This is a genomic window from Acinetobacter genomosp. 15BJ, assembly GCF_000400715.1.
Classification (GTDB): Bacteria; Pseudomonadota; Gammaproteobacteria; order Pseudomonadales; family Moraxellaceae; genus Acinetobacter.
Map to the genome: position 1 here is coordinate 1 of NZ_KE007348.1, position 16,964 is coordinate 16,964.

Annotated in this window: 15 protein-coding genes and 2 pseudogenes; 10 read left to right on the forward strand and 7 right to left on the reverse strand. The window is 39.2% G+C overall.

What is annotated here, in order from left to right:
- The 4 genes and pseudogenes from F896_RS04310 to F896_RS0120030 form a co-directional block, all read left to right on the forward strand.
- Window positions 1-404, forward strand: a 404-nt coding sequence (locus F896_RS04310; RefSeq protein WP_171069716.1) for an NAD(P)/FAD-dependent oxidoreductase, incomplete at its 5' end; no start/stop codon positions are given.
- 101 nt (window positions 405-505) lie between these two features.
- A complete protein-coding gene (locus F896_RS04305) occupies window positions 506-1,573 on the forward strand; it encodes an ArsO family NAD(P)H-dependent flavin-containing monooxygenase (protein WP_005207010.1) in 1,068 nt (355 codons plus the stop codon).
- A 76-nt stretch (window positions 1,574-1,649) separates the two neighbouring features.
- Window positions 1,650-2,837 carry an MFS transporter gene (locus tag F896_RS04300; protein ID WP_017401913.1) on the forward strand — a complete coding sequence of 396 codons (1,188 nt, stop codon included), beginning with the start codon at window positions 1,650-1,652 and terminating at the stop codon, window positions 2,835-2,837.
- Window positions 2,838-3,209: 372 nt separating this feature from the next.
- Window positions 3,210-3,664 (forward strand): annotated as a pseudogene (locus F896_RS0120030) (integrase); the annotation flags it as partial.
- 386 nt (window positions 3,665-4,050) lie between these two features.
- Here the strand turns inward: F896_RS0120030 and F896_RS04295 are convergent.
- Entirely contained in the window at window positions 4,051-4,689 is a 639-nt protein-coding gene (locus F896_RS04295; protein ID WP_016164663.1) for an HD domain-containing protein, read from the reverse strand.
- A gap of 109 nt (window positions 4,690-4,798) precedes the next feature.
- On the opposite strand from F896_RS04295, the gene F896_RS04290 reads away from it, so the two are divergent.
- Complete coding sequence (locus F896_RS04290) at window positions 4,799-5,764, forward strand: GlxA family transcriptional regulator (protein WP_032882481.1); 966 nt, start codon at window positions 4,799-4,801, stop codon at window positions 5,762-5,764.
- A 171-nt stretch (window positions 5,765-5,935) separates the two neighbouring features.
- On the opposite strand, the gene F896_RS04285 is transcribed toward F896_RS04290, so the two are convergent.
- Both F896_RS04285 and F896_RS04280 read right to left on the reverse strand, forming a co-directional pair.
- Window positions 5,936-6,904 (reverse strand): IS30 family transposase, encoded by a 969-nt coding sequence (locus F896_RS04285; protein ID WP_014538385.1) that lies wholly within the window; start codon window positions 6,902-6,904, stop codon window positions 5,936-5,938.
- A gap of 94 nt (window positions 6,905-6,998) precedes the next feature.
- Window positions 6,999-7,307, reverse strand: coding sequence for a DUF1289 domain-containing protein (locus tag F896_RS04280; RefSeq protein WP_016164665.1), 309 nt, complete (start codon window positions 7,305-7,307; stop codon window positions 6,999-7,001).
- 211 nt (window positions 7,308-7,518) lie between these two features.
- Between F896_RS04280 and F896_RS04275 the strand changes: the two are divergent.
- A pseudogene (locus tag F896_RS04275) lies at window positions 7,519-8,622 on the forward strand (ribonucleotide-diphosphate reductase subunit beta); the annotation flags it as partial.
- Window positions 8,623-8,975: 353 nt separating this feature from the next.
- On the opposite strand, the gene F896_RS04270 reads toward F896_RS04275, so the two are convergent.
- Window positions 8,976-10,169, reverse strand: a complete 1,194-nt coding sequence (locus tag F896_RS04270) for an MFS transporter (protein ID WP_016164667.1) — start codon at window positions 10,167-10,169, stop codon at window positions 8,976-8,978.
- 19 nt (window positions 10,170-10,188) lie between these two features.
- Window positions 10,189-10,596 (reverse strand): RidA family protein, encoded by a 408-nt coding sequence (locus tag F896_RS04265; protein WP_016164668.1) that lies wholly within the window; start codon window positions 10,594-10,596, stop codon window positions 10,189-10,191.
- A gap of 865 nt (window positions 10,597-11,461) precedes the next feature.
- Here F896_RS04265 and F896_RS04260 point away from each other — a divergent pair.
- The 4 genes from F896_RS04260 to F896_RS04245 all read left to right on the forward strand — a co-directional run bounded on the left by F896_RS04260 (window position 11,462) and on the right by F896_RS04245 (window position 15,157).
- A complete protein-coding gene (locus F896_RS04260; protein WP_016164669.1) occupies window positions 11,462-12,589 on the forward strand; it encodes a Re/Si-specific NAD(P)(+) transhydrogenase subunit alpha in 1,128 nt (375 codons plus the stop codon).
- An 11-nt stretch (window positions 12,590-12,600) separates the two neighbouring features.
- Complete coding sequence (locus F896_RS04255) at window positions 12,601-12,924, forward strand: proton-translocating transhydrogenase family protein (protein ID WP_004655717.1); 324 nt, start codon at window positions 12,601-12,603, stop codon at window positions 12,922-12,924.
- 3 nt (window positions 12,925-12,927) lie between these two features.
- On the forward strand, window positions 12,928-14,382 hold the full coding sequence (locus F896_RS04250; RefSeq protein WP_005184817.1) for an NAD(P)(+) transhydrogenase (Re/Si-specific) subunit beta: 1,455 nt from the start codon (window positions 12,928-12,930) through the stop codon (window positions 14,380-14,382).
- Between the two features lie 211 nt (window positions 14,383-14,593).
- Complete coding sequence (locus tag F896_RS04245) at window positions 14,594-15,157, forward strand: hypothetical protein (RefSeq protein WP_016164670.1); 564 nt, start codon at window positions 14,594-14,596, stop codon at window positions 15,155-15,157.
- Window positions 15,158-15,250: 93 nt separating this feature from the next.
- On the opposite strand, the gene F896_RS04240 is transcribed toward F896_RS04245, so the two are convergent.
- Both F896_RS04240 and F896_RS04235 read right to left on the reverse strand, forming a co-directional pair.
- Window positions 15,251-16,072, reverse strand: a complete 822-nt coding sequence (locus tag F896_RS04240; RefSeq protein WP_016164671.1) for an SDR family NAD(P)-dependent oxidoreductase — start codon at window positions 16,070-16,072, stop codon at window positions 15,251-15,253.
- A 181-nt stretch (window positions 16,073-16,253) separates the two neighbouring features.
- Entirely contained in the window at window positions 16,254-16,874 is a 621-nt protein-coding gene (locus tag F896_RS04235; protein ID WP_016164672.1) for an NUDIX hydrolase, read from the reverse strand.
- Between the last annotated feature and the right edge of the window lie 90 nt (window positions 16,875-16,964).

The following is a 16,964-nucleotide window of genomic DNA, read 5'->3' on the forward strand; positions in this document are numbered from 1 at the left end:
AAATTATATCGCTGAAAAAGCCTTTACAGATAGGTTTGTGCAACAAAGCCATTCTTTGGAACAATCAAGTTGATGAGGTTTTAGGTGACAACACTGGTGTTACTTCAGTTCGCTTGAAGTCAACTTCGGACGGAAGCACACAAGATGTTGAAGTTCAGGGCTTATTTGTTGCTATTGGTCACAAACCGAATACAGGCATGTTTGACGGTCAACTTAACCTACGTGATGGCTACATTCAAGTACAAAGTGGCACTTCAGGAAATGCAACAGCAACCTCTGTGGCAGGTGTATTTGCTGCGGGTGACGTTGCTGATAGCATTTATCGTCAAGCAATTACCTCGGCAGGCTCAGGCTGTATGGCTGCTTTGGATGCTGAAAAGTATCTTGATCAATTGAGTAATTGAAAGACTCATTTAAATGTTTGAAAATTGTATGAAATACGCCCAGTCTGTTGCAGACTGGGCGTTCAATTTTGATTATGACAATAAATAATAGGAGAGATGCTTTGACTCAATTACAAGCTGAAGTCGATGTAGTCATTATTGGTGGTGGTCAGGCAGCACTTGCTACAGCTTATTTCCTCAAACGTAAGAAAATTCCATTTATTATTTTAGATGATCAATCTCAGGCGGGCGGTGCGTGGTCACATGCTTGGGAATCGCTTCGTCTTTTTTCTCCAAATACTTGGAGCTCGTTGTCAGGTTGGATGATGCCAACAACTGAACAAACCTACCCAACGCGAAATGAAGTGATTGACTACTTGTCGGCATATGAGCAACGCTATCAATTTACGATTATTCGACCAGTTCATGTCGATCATATCGAACAAAAAGCTGGTTACTTAGATGTTTATGCTGGTGATCAATATTGGCGAGCAAAAGCGGTGATCAGTGCTACTGGGACATGGAGTCAGCCTTATATTCCGCATTATGAAGGACATGAACGATTTGAAGGATTACAAACGCATTCAGCACACTATGTAAATGCAGAGCCTTTTATTAATAAAAAAGTGATCGTAGTTGGTGGTGGTAACTCAGGGGCACAAATTCTTGCCGAAGTCTCAAAAGTTGCAGATACCACTTGGGTCACAGTAACAGCACCTCAATTTTTATCTGATGATGTTGATGGGCGTGTTTTATTTCTTCGGGCAACTGAACGTTTAAAAGCCCAACAGGAAGGTCGTGTGATTGATCAGCCCGTTGGTGGTCTAGGTGATATTGTCATGATTGACAGTGTAAAAGAGGCACGCGAACGTGGCGTATTGCATAGCCGAGAACCTTTTACTGCATTTGAAGAGAATTCAGTTATATGGGCTGATGGTTCAACACAAGCTGTAGATGCTGTGATTTGGTGTACAGGGTTTAAAGCTTCATTGAATCACTTAAGAAGTCTTGATGTAGTAGAACCTGATCAGACAGTTGCTGTGAATGATGGACGCTCAATAAAAGTAAATAACCTTTGGTTGGTTGGCTATGGGGAATGGACAGGCATGGCATCTGCAACATTAATTGGGGTTTCTAGAACAGCAAGAGCAACGGTAGATGAAATAGATGCTTATTTGGCTAATGTTTAAGAGCTATGCATTTTAAGGCAGTGTATAGAAAGGTTTGCATTGCCCCTCAATACTTTATGGATATTTCTTTATTGTGATGCTACTTCATTCAAAAAAATACAAACTCATTGCTGTCATGGGCTTCACGCAGATTCTTGCGTGGAGTTCCACTTTTTATTTACCCGCAGTACTAGCTAATCTTATTGCCAAAGACACAGGATGGTCTCTAACTTTAGTGATTGCTGGGTTGTCTTGGGGATTTATAGTTACAGGTATTTGTTCTCCAAAAGTTGGGCGGTTTATCGAGCAATTTGGTGGAAGAAAAGCACTGTCTATTGGTTCAATATTCTTTGCTGTCGGGCTGATATGTTTAGGGCTTTCTACTCATCTACTTATTTATTATTTTGCGTGGACAATGCTCGGTATTGGTATGGCATTTGGCCTGTATGATGCCGCATTTTCAACATTGGGTCGATTACTTGGTAACGATGCAAAAACGGCGATTGTTGGTGTGACATTATTAGGCGGTTTAGCCAGTACCATCGGTTGGGCGCTAATTGTATTTTTAGAAGGCTTATACGGTTGGAGAATCAGTTGTTTTATTCTGGCATTGTTTCATCTACTTCTAGGTCTACCGTTGCATTACTTTTTACTTCCTAGAGAAGAGCAAGGCACGGAAACTCATGGTAAAGAGCTCAATAACCAAACCACGGTACACAAAGAAGATAATCGACTATTTATGTTGGTGGCCGCTATTTTGACGGTACAATCTTTTGTAGTGGCGACAATTTCAGTCCATCTATTATCGATGCTAAAAACAATTGGCTTTAGTGTATCAACAGCCCTTGCGATTGGGATGATGATTGGTCCCGCGCAGATCATAGCGAGATTGCTGGAGTTTTCTTTGTTTAGAAACTTACATCCTAGTTGGTCGAGTCGTTTGGGTGTATTGATTAGCTTCTTTGGTCTCTTTTTTTTGTTCGCGGATGGATATGTCTTAGCTTTGCTTGGTGCAGCTTTATACGGCGCAGGGAATGGTATTCTTACAATTATTCGAGGCACATTACCTCTAGCACTATTTGGGCAGGAGGGGTATGCAATTAGAATGGGTTTATTGGGGCGGCCTATCATGATTGCTTTGGCTTTCGGACCTCTCATCTCTGCGTTTATTCTTGAAAAGTGGGGAATCAATATCTTATTAATAATTTTAACTGCTTTAGTTTTTATCACCTTGCTTGGTACGCTGAAACTACCTGTTCATCAGGCTGAGAAAGTGACAGAGTAGGCTCAATTGAATGGAAGCAACATCTGGCTCAAAGCTTAACTTTTAAATCTTTCGATAGGAGAGGCATGATATAGGTAGTATCAGCAACGGGTATGCAGTAGTGGTTATGTTTGGATACATAAAATAAAAAATTACTCCAAATATACACCACGGTTTCTGTTTTTTGATTTATCTTTTTGATTAGTATCGTTTTATTTTTTTAATATGTCCAATCCATCATCGGTGCTACGCTGATTCTTGGATTACTAATGGTTTTAAGGTTTTTGTTAATAGTCATTTAAAAATCATACCTTTAAATCTAGTATTTGAATCTGCGTAAACGCATGGTAACACCTGTGAATATAGGTTTTGCTGTTTGCATTTACAGTAAACCATTCAAAGAAAATAGCGGAAAACTGGCTTAAGAAAAGAGATGTGGAGATTCAATAAAATCCAGATATTTTACTAGGCAAAGAGCAATTCATAGACCTGACTCTGATGGATGCCATTGCTAAATATTTGCAAGAAATTGGGAGCGAGTACGGCAGGACGAAACGCTATTCTCTACTCTTAATTAAGAAATTTCCGATAGCGCGCAATATTATCACAAAAATAAAATCAGTACATTTTGCGGATCACATCACGTTAAGAAAAGCTGGAATTCCTCATTTAGATTTAGGTCCAATTGCAACAAGTACACAGCAACACGAACTTCTTCATATTCGTGGAGTTCTATCTCAGCTGCCGCGATGTGAGGTATAGACATTGATTTAAATAGTTTTGATAAAGCTACAGAGCAACTGAGGAAAACACGTCAAATATCTTCCAGTAATAAGCGGGATAGATTACACATGGATTTTTTAAAGATACAGGAGATGGGCAATATATCCAGAGTATCCGAGCATGTAAAAGTCCATCGGGTTTGGCTGTACCAAAAATGAATTGATAAACAAATCTAAACCGAATCTATCCTAAAAACCACGAGCCAATCCTCGTGGTTTTTTTATGTCTATTTCTAAATATTTAATCAAGGAAAAATCATCATGCAGCAATCCCCAAATTGCCGTACACCATATTTGCAATAACTACAGCGAAGACAAAAATCACAACCCAATGTATGGTACTCAATCATTAGCACTTCAGATCTATAGAGAATTCTTAGCGTTAATCATGCTGTCTTATTCTTGTGAATAAGACAGCATGAATGGTCAGGACTTCTGTTGGTCTTTTTTCGTTAAGATGACCATTTAGAATTTCTGATAATTGAACAGAAATTGATTGCTTGGAAATTTGATTCTTTATCCGCGATTACATCTGCTTTTACATTTCCAAAAGTGGAGTCCGGCTTATTTTTTATCCCATCGTAGAATGCCTGAATGATTTTCTCTTTGAATCCATTTTCACGCGGGTGTGAGGTAATAACAGCATTACGTTCCTCTTCAGAATAAGAATCATAACTTAGGCCGAGTACATCCATTTCTACTCCAGCTGTTACAAGCGCAATTTCAGGCGCCATAAATTCAGGAATACCTGGTGTCGTATGCAGCGCTATTCCAGCCCACACCTTGTCTATGTCAGATTGCGAAAAGCCATGATTTTTCATGAAGTCGGCAGCTGCATTAGCCCCATCGACTTCAAATCGTTTATCACAGCTACAGTATTGTTCAGTCAATCCAATGTCGTGAAACATACAGGCGATATAGAGTAATTCATGATCAACCTGAATTTCTTTTTGTTTGGCAGCTAAAGCGCCCCAGTGATAGACACGACTTGAATGATGAAATAACAATTCAGACTCGGTATCACGTATTAGTTCTTCGACTTCTTTCGTGACTTTACTATCAGGGATATGAAGTTCATGTAGGGTTGACATAATAACTCTCCATTACGTTGGTGAGTATTTAGCATAATAAAAGATGAGAATGTCGTTAAATGTTAAAAAGAGTATAATTGAGACATTTTCAGTGGATTGTGAATCTAGAATGAATCAGAAAACGATTGCAATTTTTGCATTACCTAAAGTTCAATTACTTGATATTGCAGGGCCGATGGATGTTTTTTCTGAGGCTAATAGGCAAGTAGGTAAAGAAATTTACAAAACAATTTTAATAACACCGACAGATGAACCATTGCAAACGTGCTGTGGCTTGAGATTGTTACCTGATTACGCTATTCACAATGATTTGCCTCAAGTAGATACTTTTTTGATTGCTGGTTCTCCGTTTATGGTTGATGTACAAGCCAATCAAATACTCATAAGGCATTTAACGGAGATATGTAGAAGTTCAAGACGTTTTGGATCAATTTGTACGGGAACATTTTTATTAGCCAAAACAAATTTATTAGAGGGAAGAGAAGTAACAACACATTGGGCTTTTATTGAACAGCTTAAAGATGCTTATCCTTATCTTAATGTAAATAATCAAGCATTCTGCGTACAAGATAAGAATATGTTTACCTCAGCTGGTGTGACTTCAGGTTTAGATTTAGCTTTGACATTGATTGAGCAAGATCTAGGTGTAGAGACGGCAAGAAAAACGGCAATGCATTTAGTCACCTTATTTAAAAGACAAGGCTCTCAACAACAGTTTAGTGATAGCGATGGACCCACTTCACGTGGGAAAGTTGTATTAAATGATTTAAGTGTTTGGGCTAAAGCTAATTTAAAACAACCGCTTAATACACGGTTATTAGCGGAAAAACTAGGAATAACAACACGTCATCTCTCTCGTATTTTTTCTAAAGAATTTGGAGTTTCACCTGCTAAATGGCTGGAAAGTATGCGTTTGGCGCATGCTAAGAAATTACTTCGAGAAGATCAATTGGCAATAAAACAAGTTGCGGTCGAATGCGGGTTGAGCAATGAACAAGTATTAAGGCAATTATTTGTCAGAAATCTAAGAATAAGCCCAGTTGAATATAAAAAATTATATCAGTACAAACTTTAAAAGATGATCCTAATAAAAACAAAATTGTGTTTTATATTCATGGGTTGCAATTTGGTATAAATTTTCCTCACAGATCATTAATAAATGCTTTAAATGATCAACGGGTATATTAAGTCCGCTTTCGGCTGTAAATGATGGGAAATGACAGCAAAACTTAATAACAGGGCGAATTCAAACATGAGGTGCGACAGTTTGAAAAGTCTTATGATAATCAACAAGCTGAGCAAATTTCTCTAATGGTGTAAGCCAATCTAACGCTTTTCTAGGACGAGTATTCAGTGACATGGCAACTTGATTTAAATAATGCTGATCTGCCTGATTTAAATCAATCCCTTTAGGTAAATATTGCCTAATTAAACCATTCATATTTTCGCATGTGCCTTTTTGCCAGGGTGAATGTGGGTCACAGAAATATACATCTATGCCTAAATCTTCTTCAAGTATTTTATGTTCTGCCATCTCGCGTCCACGGTCATAGGTCAACGTTTTACGCAGTTCTGCAGGTAAATATTTCAGAGCTTCAGTTAAAGCCTTGCGCACTGATTCTGCCTTTGCATCAGGTAATGTTGCCAAGATACAGAGCCGTGTATTTCGTTCAATAAGTGTTGCTATCGAACTTTTATTGTCTTTACCTTTAATTAAATCAGCTTCCCAATGACCCGGTATTTTTCTTTCTTGAACTTCGGCTGGGCGCTCATGAATAGTTTTAATATCCTGTAATATAGAATCTTTTTTAGGTTCACCGTTAGCTTTTCGCTTTTTATTTTCATGACGCAGACAGGATAATAAGTCTTTTTTCAACTCACCCTTTGGTAATGCTCGTATCGTTGAATAAATCGTTGTATGGCTTACATTCATTGTTTGATCCAAATCAGGAAATGTCTTTAAACGCTTTGCTATTTGCTGAGGAGACCATAAACAACGGATCGCTTCAACAATAAATTTCCAGAGGATTGAATCGATTTTGAGTTTTCTGTGACCACGTCTACGTCTAGCGAAGGTGTTATCAGAAGCATATCGAGCTTGATAAACGTCATTGATGCTATTTCTTTTAAGCTCACGATAGATCGTACTAGGATGTCTTTTAATGAGTTCAGCAAATTTTCTGGCTGAAAAGCCTTCTTTTCTTGACTCAAGCATTAATGCAGTACGATCTTCAAAGTTAAGATGATGGTATGACAATTTTATATACTCCATAAACCCTTTAAATTAATTAGGTGGTTTATGTCGCACTTCAAGTTTTACTCTGCCCAGCATAGCAACACCGCCCTTTGCTTGCACTATGTGGTATGCCGATCTTCTTATTTTCAATGAAGGCATAAAGTTGATCAATATTTACATTCGGACATAAAGGCATCAAAACTTGATCGATTTGTCGATCTAATCTAATCCAGATGGATTGTTTTATAGTTTGATCATAAAGATTCCATTGAATAATTTCTTCAGCAAAACGTCTACATCCCCGGCAGACATCATCTCCAAATGTTGTCGAACATTTTCCAATGCAAGGCGTTGTGAGCAGCTTAGCATTTTGATGTGTCATCACATTTCCTAAAAATATTTTCTATGAGAGTGCTTATTAGGGTATAGCATACTCATGACTAAACACAATATCTTGTGTTTTATTTTTTATTAATTACTATATGTTGTGTTTTTAGGAATCTTTATAAGAGAGAATTTCAATGTTGTCTGCTACCGAACAGAAAGCACGTACCCATATTTTTAAAGAAATGGAACTAAATGGCTTGGGTGAGAATGCAAAGAAGAATATAAGAAAGGCCGCAGAATCATTAACGCAACTAGATATTGATTTAGGAGTAATGAAATTAGAGCATATAGCGGAAAGAATAGATGAGAATGATAAATCATTGATAAATAGCAGGGTAGATACTAACAAGCTTGTACCTTTCAAATATGAGTGGGCATGGCAAAAATATTTGGATGGGTGTTCGAACCACTGGATGCCACAAGAAGTAAATATGACACCTGATATTGCTTTGTGGAGAGCGGAAAATGGACTAACTGAAGATGAGAGAGAAATTGTTAAACGATCTTTAGGATTCTTTGCAACAGCTGATTCACTTGTTGCAAATAATTTAGTATTAGCTATTTATCGACGAATTACTAATCCCGAATGTCGCCAATATATTTTACGCCAAGCCTTTGAAGAGGCTATTCATACTCATACTTATCAGTATTGTATTGAGTCTTTAGGGATGGATGAAGGGGAAATCTTTAATATGTATAGGGAAATCCCAGCTGTGGCTCGTAAGGCAGCGTGGGGATTGAAATATACACAAGCATTAACTGATCCTAATTTTGAAACAGGAACAGTTGAAAGTGATCAGATCTTTCTGAAAAATTTAATAGCATTTTACTGTGTTTTAGAAGGTATTTTCTTCTATTGTGGTTTTACACAGATTTTAAGTATGGGGCGTCGAAACAAAATGACTGGCATAGCAGAGCAGTTCCAGTTCATTTTGAGAGATGAGTCTATGCACGTGAATTTTGGGATAGACTTAATCAATCAAATCAAGCATGAAAATCCTCGATTATGGACAACAAGTTTTAAAGTCGAAGTGATACAGATGATCATTGAGGGGACAATGTTAGAAATTGAGTATGCCCGTGACACAATGCCTAGAGGAGTATTAGGGATGAATGCTTCTATGATGGAGGAATATTTAAAATTTATTTGTAATCGTCGGTTAAATCAATTGGGTTTAAGAGAGCAATATATAAAAGCAAACAATCCATTTCAATGGATGTCTGAAATGATGGATTTAAGAAAAGAGAAGAACTTTTTTGAGACTAGAGTGAATGAGTATCAAGCAAGTAGTAACCTAAGCTGGGACTGATGATTGAATTATAATTCTGATTGGAGCCAGCATTGCATTACATAGCGATAGATACACTTAGAAATCCGAATGTTTAGAATCGCATTAAAGAGATTTCTAAAGAAAAGGGTGTAGATATAACTCTTGAGTCTATCAATGTTATGCTTGGTTTGGCTTTAACCAGTTTATTAACATAGAGTGTTTTATACTATGTAAAGCGTATTATGATGAAATAAAAAAGGAAAATTAGTTTCCTTTTTTATTAAAAATAATTATTTACACTATTGGATTGGCGACGATCAGCTCTTCGTAACATAGCTAGCTCTACTTGTTTGGGAATAGTGAAAATCTGTTCCAGTAGAATAGATGAATATCTAGGAGGTGGCCATATTGTTTTTCTTCGTCAAAAGATGGTCAAAGAAACTAAATAACATGCAGGCAAAGACTAGACTGATTCCAGCCAAACAGGTCATGCTCCAGCCGCCGTGATTCCAGGCAAAAATGCCGAGTGCCGAACCACATGCACCACCAGTAAAGTAGGCGGTCATATAAATGGCATTGATACGGGATTTTGCATCAGGACGTAAACGGAAAATCACACTCTGATTGCTGGTGTGGACTAAGGCCAATGCCAACTGAATCAATGCAAAGCCGAGGATATAACTGAATAACACGCTTTGCCCAAAATAGAAGCAGATCCAACTCAAGATAAATAAAGCACAACCTATCCAAGTTAATTGGCTGGTATAGCCCTGATCTGCATATTTACCGATATATTGCGTAGAGAGGGCACCAAAGATCCCGACCAAAGGTACCATACCAATCAACAGATCTTGAAGATGATGTGCTGAGGTCAACAGTAGCGCAATTGTTGAATATAGAATACTGACCGCAGCAAAGGCGAAGCCACCTGCAAGCGCACGCAAGACAAAGCGTTTCTCTTGTTTAAGTAGTTGCGCCATGGAGACAAAGACTTGCCCATAATTCATTTTCATGCGCATGGCATAAGGTAAGCGGCTTTTCAGTGCATAGGCCAAGATCAGCATCAATATGCCACTGACCACATAAATGACTTTCCAATGAAATAGATTGGAAAACAAGCCAGCAAGACTGGTTGAAAGTAAAATACCGACCAGTAAGCCGCTCATCAAGAAGCCGATCACTTCGCCGGTCTTTTCGGGTTTCACCGTCATGGTGGCAAGCGGAATTAAGACTTGGGCTGCTACCGAGAACAGTCCTGCCATGACGGTACCGAGCCAAAGCATGGGTAAATTGATAGAGAAGGCACTGATAAATAAGCCCACAGCACAAAATACCATGAGCAAAGGAATGAATTTAGTCTTATTGACCACATCACCCATTGGGACAATAAACAATAGGCCCAATGCATAAGACACTTGGGCAAAGGTAACTGTCAGTGCGGCTTGACCTTCAGTCACGGCAAAATACTGCTGAATCGAGTGAATCAAGGGTTGACTATAATAGTTAGCACCTGCACATAAACCACATGCCGCAGCCATAAACCAGAGTAAAGTTTTATTTTGACTAATATCTTGAGGGGCAGACATAATTTTCTCTATTACTGGTTTATGCGGTATAGGCAGTTGCTTCAATTTCGATTTGCATATTGTCTAATGCTAAACGGGGCACAGGAATCAATGTGCATACGGGGAAAGCTTGTTTTCCCCATAAACATTGCATGATTTGAATCAAGGCCTGATGTTTTTCAGCATTATGATCAACAATCAGAATACGTAAAACAGCGATATCTGATAGTTGCGCTTGGGCTGAAGTTAAAGCGTGTTGAATATTATAGAAGACTTGTTGTACCTGTTGGTCAAAATCTTTAGAGAGCTCACCATTTTTATTTTCACCGCCCTGACCTGCAATATGAATAGTATGCATGTTGGGCGGGACAATGGTCACATGACTATAGCCATTACTGCGTGGATCATAAAGTTCACTGGGATTAATCATTTTAAAGGTCGGTTTCATCGTTACACATCACATTGAAGATGGAGATGACTCAGTATCAAAGCTCAATCTAACTTGAGGTCAAGAATATTTTGAACCTAAAACCGGCAGAAGCCAGAATAAATGAATTATTTCTAAGCATTTTGATTTTTTAGGGATTAAATAAAGCACTTAATTAAGGGGGGTGTTTAATATTTGCACCAATATTGTGCAATAAATCAGCTTTTGCTAGACAAAACCATACAAATATCACTTGAAAAAATGCCTATTTAAGTTTTTTCATTCTTTTTAATTTTTCTGAACAACTTACTTCATTCAATTCAGATTTATTGATAAAGAGAAAACTCCCTTCAGTGGGCTCTCTTGACGGCTTGTTATAAATTGTTTGATAAAAACTCGCCGAAAAGACCAATAAAAGTTCAGAGAAGCCAATCCCTCGCCACAACTGCATGATTATGATGCCGATTCAACCAGTACATCGGTAGAGCGTCAAAGAAATAACCAATGTCGATGAAAATGGAATTGGTTAAACGCTCCTGATAATCAGGATGAGAAGTAGATATATTGAATAGATACCGCTGTGATCTTCTAAAGCATGAAAGAAGCAGCATGGAAATGGACTGATTAAACGCGAAAGCGATCAGATTTGTATGTAAACAAGAGATGAAGGATCTGCTTTGTTCGAACAAAAGGCAAACCTGCGGATCATACAAGCTCTAAATATAAATGTGAATCATCAGTTCAAAATATAGGTATTTATTAAATAAATATTGGGTGGCATTTTAAAAAAGTTCCATTAGAATCCAAATTTCTACAAAGAATACTCCTGGGGGAAACATTGCTCTTGGCGATGTTTACTTAAGAAAAACTAGCTTGAGGAACGCTCATGCAGATCGGAATCCCAACCGAAACTGTTGCAGGTGAAAGTCGTGTAGCGGCTACGCCAGAAACAGTTAAGAAGTTGATTAACGCAGGTCATAGTATTGTCATTCAACGTGGTGCTGGTGTTAAAGCTGCGTATATTGACAGTGCTTATGAACAAGTTGGCGCAACCATTACGGACGATGCATATACAGGCAGCCAAATTATTTTGAAGGTACGTGCCCCTAAAGGTGACGAAATTCAAAAGCTTGCGGCGAATACGACTGTAATTGCAATGTTTGACCCTTACCGCAATCCAGAATTAGGCCAGTTTGCAACTCAGCAAGTGTCTGCTTTTGCCATGGAATTACTGCCACGTACGCTATCACGCGCACAAAACATGGACGTACTTTCTTCTCAAGCAAACTTAGCGGGTTATAAGTCTGTATTGTTAGCTGCGGCTGAATATCAACGTATGTTCCCAATGTTAATGACGGCTGCAGGTACTGTGAAACCTGCGCGTGTTGTGATTATGGGTGTTGGTGTTGCGGGTCTTCAAGCGATTGCGACTGCAAAACGTTTGGGTGCAGTGGTTGAAGCAACTGACTTACGTCCAACAGCAAAAGAGCAGGTTGAATCTTTAGGCGGTAAATGGCTCGATGTGCCAATGTCTGATGAAGAAAAACAACGTGCTGCTGAAGCTGCGAAAAGCGGTTATGGTTGGCAGCCGGGTGAGCAATACATCAAAGATCAAGCTGCGATTGTAGATAAAGCTGTATCAAATGCTGACATCGTAATCACCACTGCATTGATTCCAGGTCGTAATGCTCCGCGTTTAATTAAAGCTGAAACCGTTGCCAAGATGAAACCGGGTTCTGTCATTTTAGATATGGCAGTTGAAACGGGTGGTAACGTTGAAGGTTCTAAAGAAGGCGAAACAGTAACAACTGAAAATGGCGTGAAAATTTTGGGTATTCCAAACATTCCAGGCACAGTTGCAACTGAAGCATCTGCATTGTATGCACGTAACGTTTTTAACTTCCTTGAGACATTATTCGACAAAGACAAAGCCTTTGCGATCAATCAAGAAGAAGAAATCCAAAAAGCGTTACTCGTGACTCATGGCGGTCAAGTACTGCTCAAGCGCGGTTAAGGAGAGTTCTCATGGTTGAAACGATTACAATTTTCGTCCTTGCCATCTTCGTTGGTTATTACGTGGTGTGGGGGGTAACACCTGCGTTACATACACCATTAATGGCGGTAACCAATGCGTTGTCTTCCATTATTGTGGTTGGCGCGATGATCCAAACAGTGGGTATGCCTGCGATTGGTGTAGATGCGAACGTTGCATTCCAAAGTGTAAACGTGGTGAGTATCCTTGGTGCGATTGCTGTGTTCTTGGCAAGTATCAACATCTTCGGTGGCTTTGCGGTAACTGCTCGTATGCTTGAAATGTTCAAGCCGAAGCAAAAGAAAAAAGAGGGCTAAGCAATGGAATTCATTCGAGACTATGCGGATTGGTTCTACCTAATTGGTGCTGTCCTCTTTATCTTAACTTTACGTGGCTTGTCTGGCCCTAAGACTGCAATTGCAGGTAATCGCTACGGTATGATCGCAATGGCGATTGCTGTAGTCACCACTTTCTTTGTTGCTGAACATCCTGTTGTTTGGATGATCGGTGGTGCAATGGTGTTGGGTGCTGTGGTTGGTATCGCACGTGCGAAAACAGTGCCAATGACACAAATGCCTGAGACGGTTGCGTTGATGCACTCTCTGGTGGGTTTGGCTGCGGTATTGATTGCAATTGCAGCGATTCTGCACAACAACCAACTCAATGTCTTATTTGAACAAAATGAAGCTGCTTTAACGGCTGCGGGTGTTCAACATGCACATATGAGTTCAGTTCATTTATTTGAATTGTTTGTGGGCTGTTTTGTAGGTGCGATCACATTTACTGCATCTGTATTTGCTTACGGTAAATTGGCTGCGAAGAAATGGGCAAAAACAATTTCTGGTGCATGGGTTAAACCAGTTCAAGCAACCATCTTTATTGCGATGCTTGCATGTGGTTTCTATTTCTTCACTACGGGTAACATGACTGCATTCTGGGCCATGACAGCACTTGCACTTGCATTTGGCTGGGTATGGATTGCACCAGTCGGTGGTGGTGATATGCCAGTTGTAGTATCACTTTTGAACTCATTCTCTGGTTGGGCTGCAGCAGGTATTGGTTTCACACTTGAAAACAATATGTTGATCGTTGCAGGTTCGCTGGTTGGTTCATCTGGTGCGATTCTTTCTTACATCATGTGTAAGGCGATGAACCGTTCAATCATCAACGTTTTGTTTGGTGGTGCAATGGGTGGTGCAGCAGTTGCATCAGCAGATAAAGGTGAGCAAGTTCAACGTAACCACCGCTCTGGTTCAGCAGATGACGCAGGCTTCTTGATGTCAAATGCAGACAGCGTTGTGATCGTACCGGGTTATGGTATGGCGCAAGGTCGTGCACAGAATGCGGTGAAAGAATTGTGTGAAATCTTGAAAGAGCAGGGCGTAAAAGTTCGCTTTGCGATTCACCCAGTTGCTGGTCGTATGCCTGGTCACATGAACGTATTGTTAGCTGAAGCAGATGTTGCTTATGAAGACATCTTGGAAATGGATGAGATCAACTCAGACTTCCCTGCAACAGACGTGGTACTTGTCATTGGGGCAAACGACGTTGTAAACCCTGCGGCGAAAGACGATCCGACATCACCAATCTACGGTATGCCGATTCTTGAAGCGCATAAAGCGCGTACCATCATGGTGATCAAGCGTTCTATGGCAACTGGTTATGCTGGCTTAGACAACGATTTGTTCTACAATGAAAAAACCATGATGATCTTTGGTGATGCCAAGAAAGTTGTGGAAGATATGACCAAAGCAATCAATGGTGGTGGTCACTAAACTGGCCTAATCAGGATTGTAAAAGCCACCCTCGGGTGGCTTTTTTATAAAGATATTGTGCTGTCGTAACATTGAATTTATCTAAGAATAAAGTGATGTGATTACTCTGAATTGATTTAGGTTAATAGGGGGGGCTTATTGCTTGAAAAAATAAAAATATCTTATAGACTAAAAATACTGATAATAATGCACTCATGCATATCTTTACATCATGATTGAAGTCACAGTTCAAGAAGTACATGAAGACTATCCAATAAAAAAGATTATATTGAATGATTTAGACGTTAGTATGGAGCGATCTATTTGGGTATCTTCCAAAACAACCTGCTTAGATAAAGATAATAATTTTATCTATGAAGAAATAACCATAATTAATCGTTTAAATAGAATTGGTACAATGGAAATCTATGCGGGAGAAAATTATAAATTAGTTGCCTATCAAGAACTTTCAAATGATAGAACAAAGAATATGCCTAGAGTAGATCATTATATTTTTATGGATGATAAATTTATATTGATGGGGAGTGATATAACTGAATTTAATGAAGATTTATTAGGATCTAGAACTAACCACTTCGATAGAAATGGAAATTTATATTATTACGAAATAAGTAATTATGAACTACACCATTCTCAAGAATATGATAAGGAAGGTAAGGAGCTAGGTTTTTGGAATCTGCATTTTATGGAGCATGAAGATGTTTATAGAACTACAGTTAGTGTAACCCGTGAGTTAGAACAGGTTGTAATTGAAAAATATAGAATTAATGATTAAAACTTTAAAGCAATCAATGGTGGTGGTCACTAAACTGGCCTCAATCAAGATTGTAAAAGCCACCCTGGGGTGGCTTTTTATTTGGCTTATTTTTTAAAGAAATTTTTCAACAAGGTTCATTGACTGTTGATATAGATCACGTGCTAATTGCTGATTTTTGGCATGTGAAGATTTCCAGTCAGGCATATGTGCACTGACATACTCTCCATTACGATTTTTCCATTCATCGCCAATTGCCATTTGAGTGATGAGGTTTGCAGGAACAGAGGTTGGAACTAGACCTAATTTCATCGCCGCATAGACAGGTTTAGGTAGATCGCGATAAATATCTGAAGCGACGCCCCCTGGGTGCAGCGCATTATTGGTAATAGAGCTATCCGCCAGCTGTTCTGCCAATGCATTGCTAAGCAGTAAATTCGCGAGTTTAGATTGTCCATAATAAAATAGCGGATTATAAAAACCCTCTGCGCGGAATTTGTTGGGTTTGATTGAGCCTGCCCAATGTGCAATCGAGGCCAAATGCACAATACGTGCTTGAGGCGATTGTTTTAAAACGGGAAGTAGTTTTTGGGTCAATAAAAAATGACCGAGATAATTGACACCAAATTGTTGCTCGAAGCCATCAGCTGTCAGTTGTTTAGTTTTGGCAAATAGGCCTGCATTGTTGATCAACACATCCAGATTGCCATAACGATCTGCAATTTCATCAGCAGCTTTTCGGGTCAGTTCAAGGCTGTTGAGGTCGAGGGAGATGAGATCGACTTGTCCTTGATTGAGCGCACGTAATTTGTTTTGTGCTTGTTGTGCTTTCTGTGGGTTTCGGCACGCTAGAATGACATGTTGCCCTTGTTTAACCAGCTGTTCTGCTGTGGCAAAACCAATGCCTGTATTGGCACCTGTAATCAGTATTTTCACTTCCTGTACTCCAGTTATGCTATTTCTTAGTGAGATTGCAAGAATCTGTATAGTGCTGCAATTTTGACAATTTGTCATGTCAAATTTAAAGATAGAAGATGACTAGCTTTTGCTCGTCTTTGAATGAGAGCGATATTGTTGTTTGGGGATTATGTTTTCGATGAGTTCTTTTAATGGGAGGTTAGTCGAAATAAGTATTCTCCGGTAACCCTTGTAGTAACTCAAAAAATTGATGGATTTGTGCTTCGGTAACACGCGCTGTTGAAATTGGAGGTAATTCATCCTTGCCAAAGAAAGCCACCTCTGAGGTTTCGATGCTTGGCTTGAGTTCACCACCAATCAGTTCACACCAGAAAAAGGCTTTATACACGTGCAAGAACATGGTGGGGTGAGGGTGCTTTCTACGATCTGTGAGTGCGAGGAGTCTAACGGCCTTCACCTCTAATCCAGTTTCTTCAAGGACTTCTTTTTCCGCATTTTCTGCGGCGGAATATCCAACATCTGCCCAACCTCCAGGAATTGACCATAAACCATCCTGTGTCTCTTTGGCTAATAGAAGTTTATTGTCCTTAAATACAACAGCGCGCACATCGATTTTGGGTGTTGCATAGCCAATATCTTGTAGTACGTTGGGGATAAAATAAGAGGTATCAATTTCTTTTAATTCAATTAGGGTGCGGACGTGATCAAGTAGTTGCTCATAACGCTCTTTATCGTATACATCTTTGCTGTAGTACAAACCTGATTGCGCTAATCCGGTAATCTTATTGAGTGTTTCAATCCATTCACTTGAATCTTTCATCTTATTTTAGCTGTGATTAAGCAGAGTGTTTAATATTAGCATTGCGATTATATTTTACAACGAATGGTCGGAAATTTAGGGATAAATCGT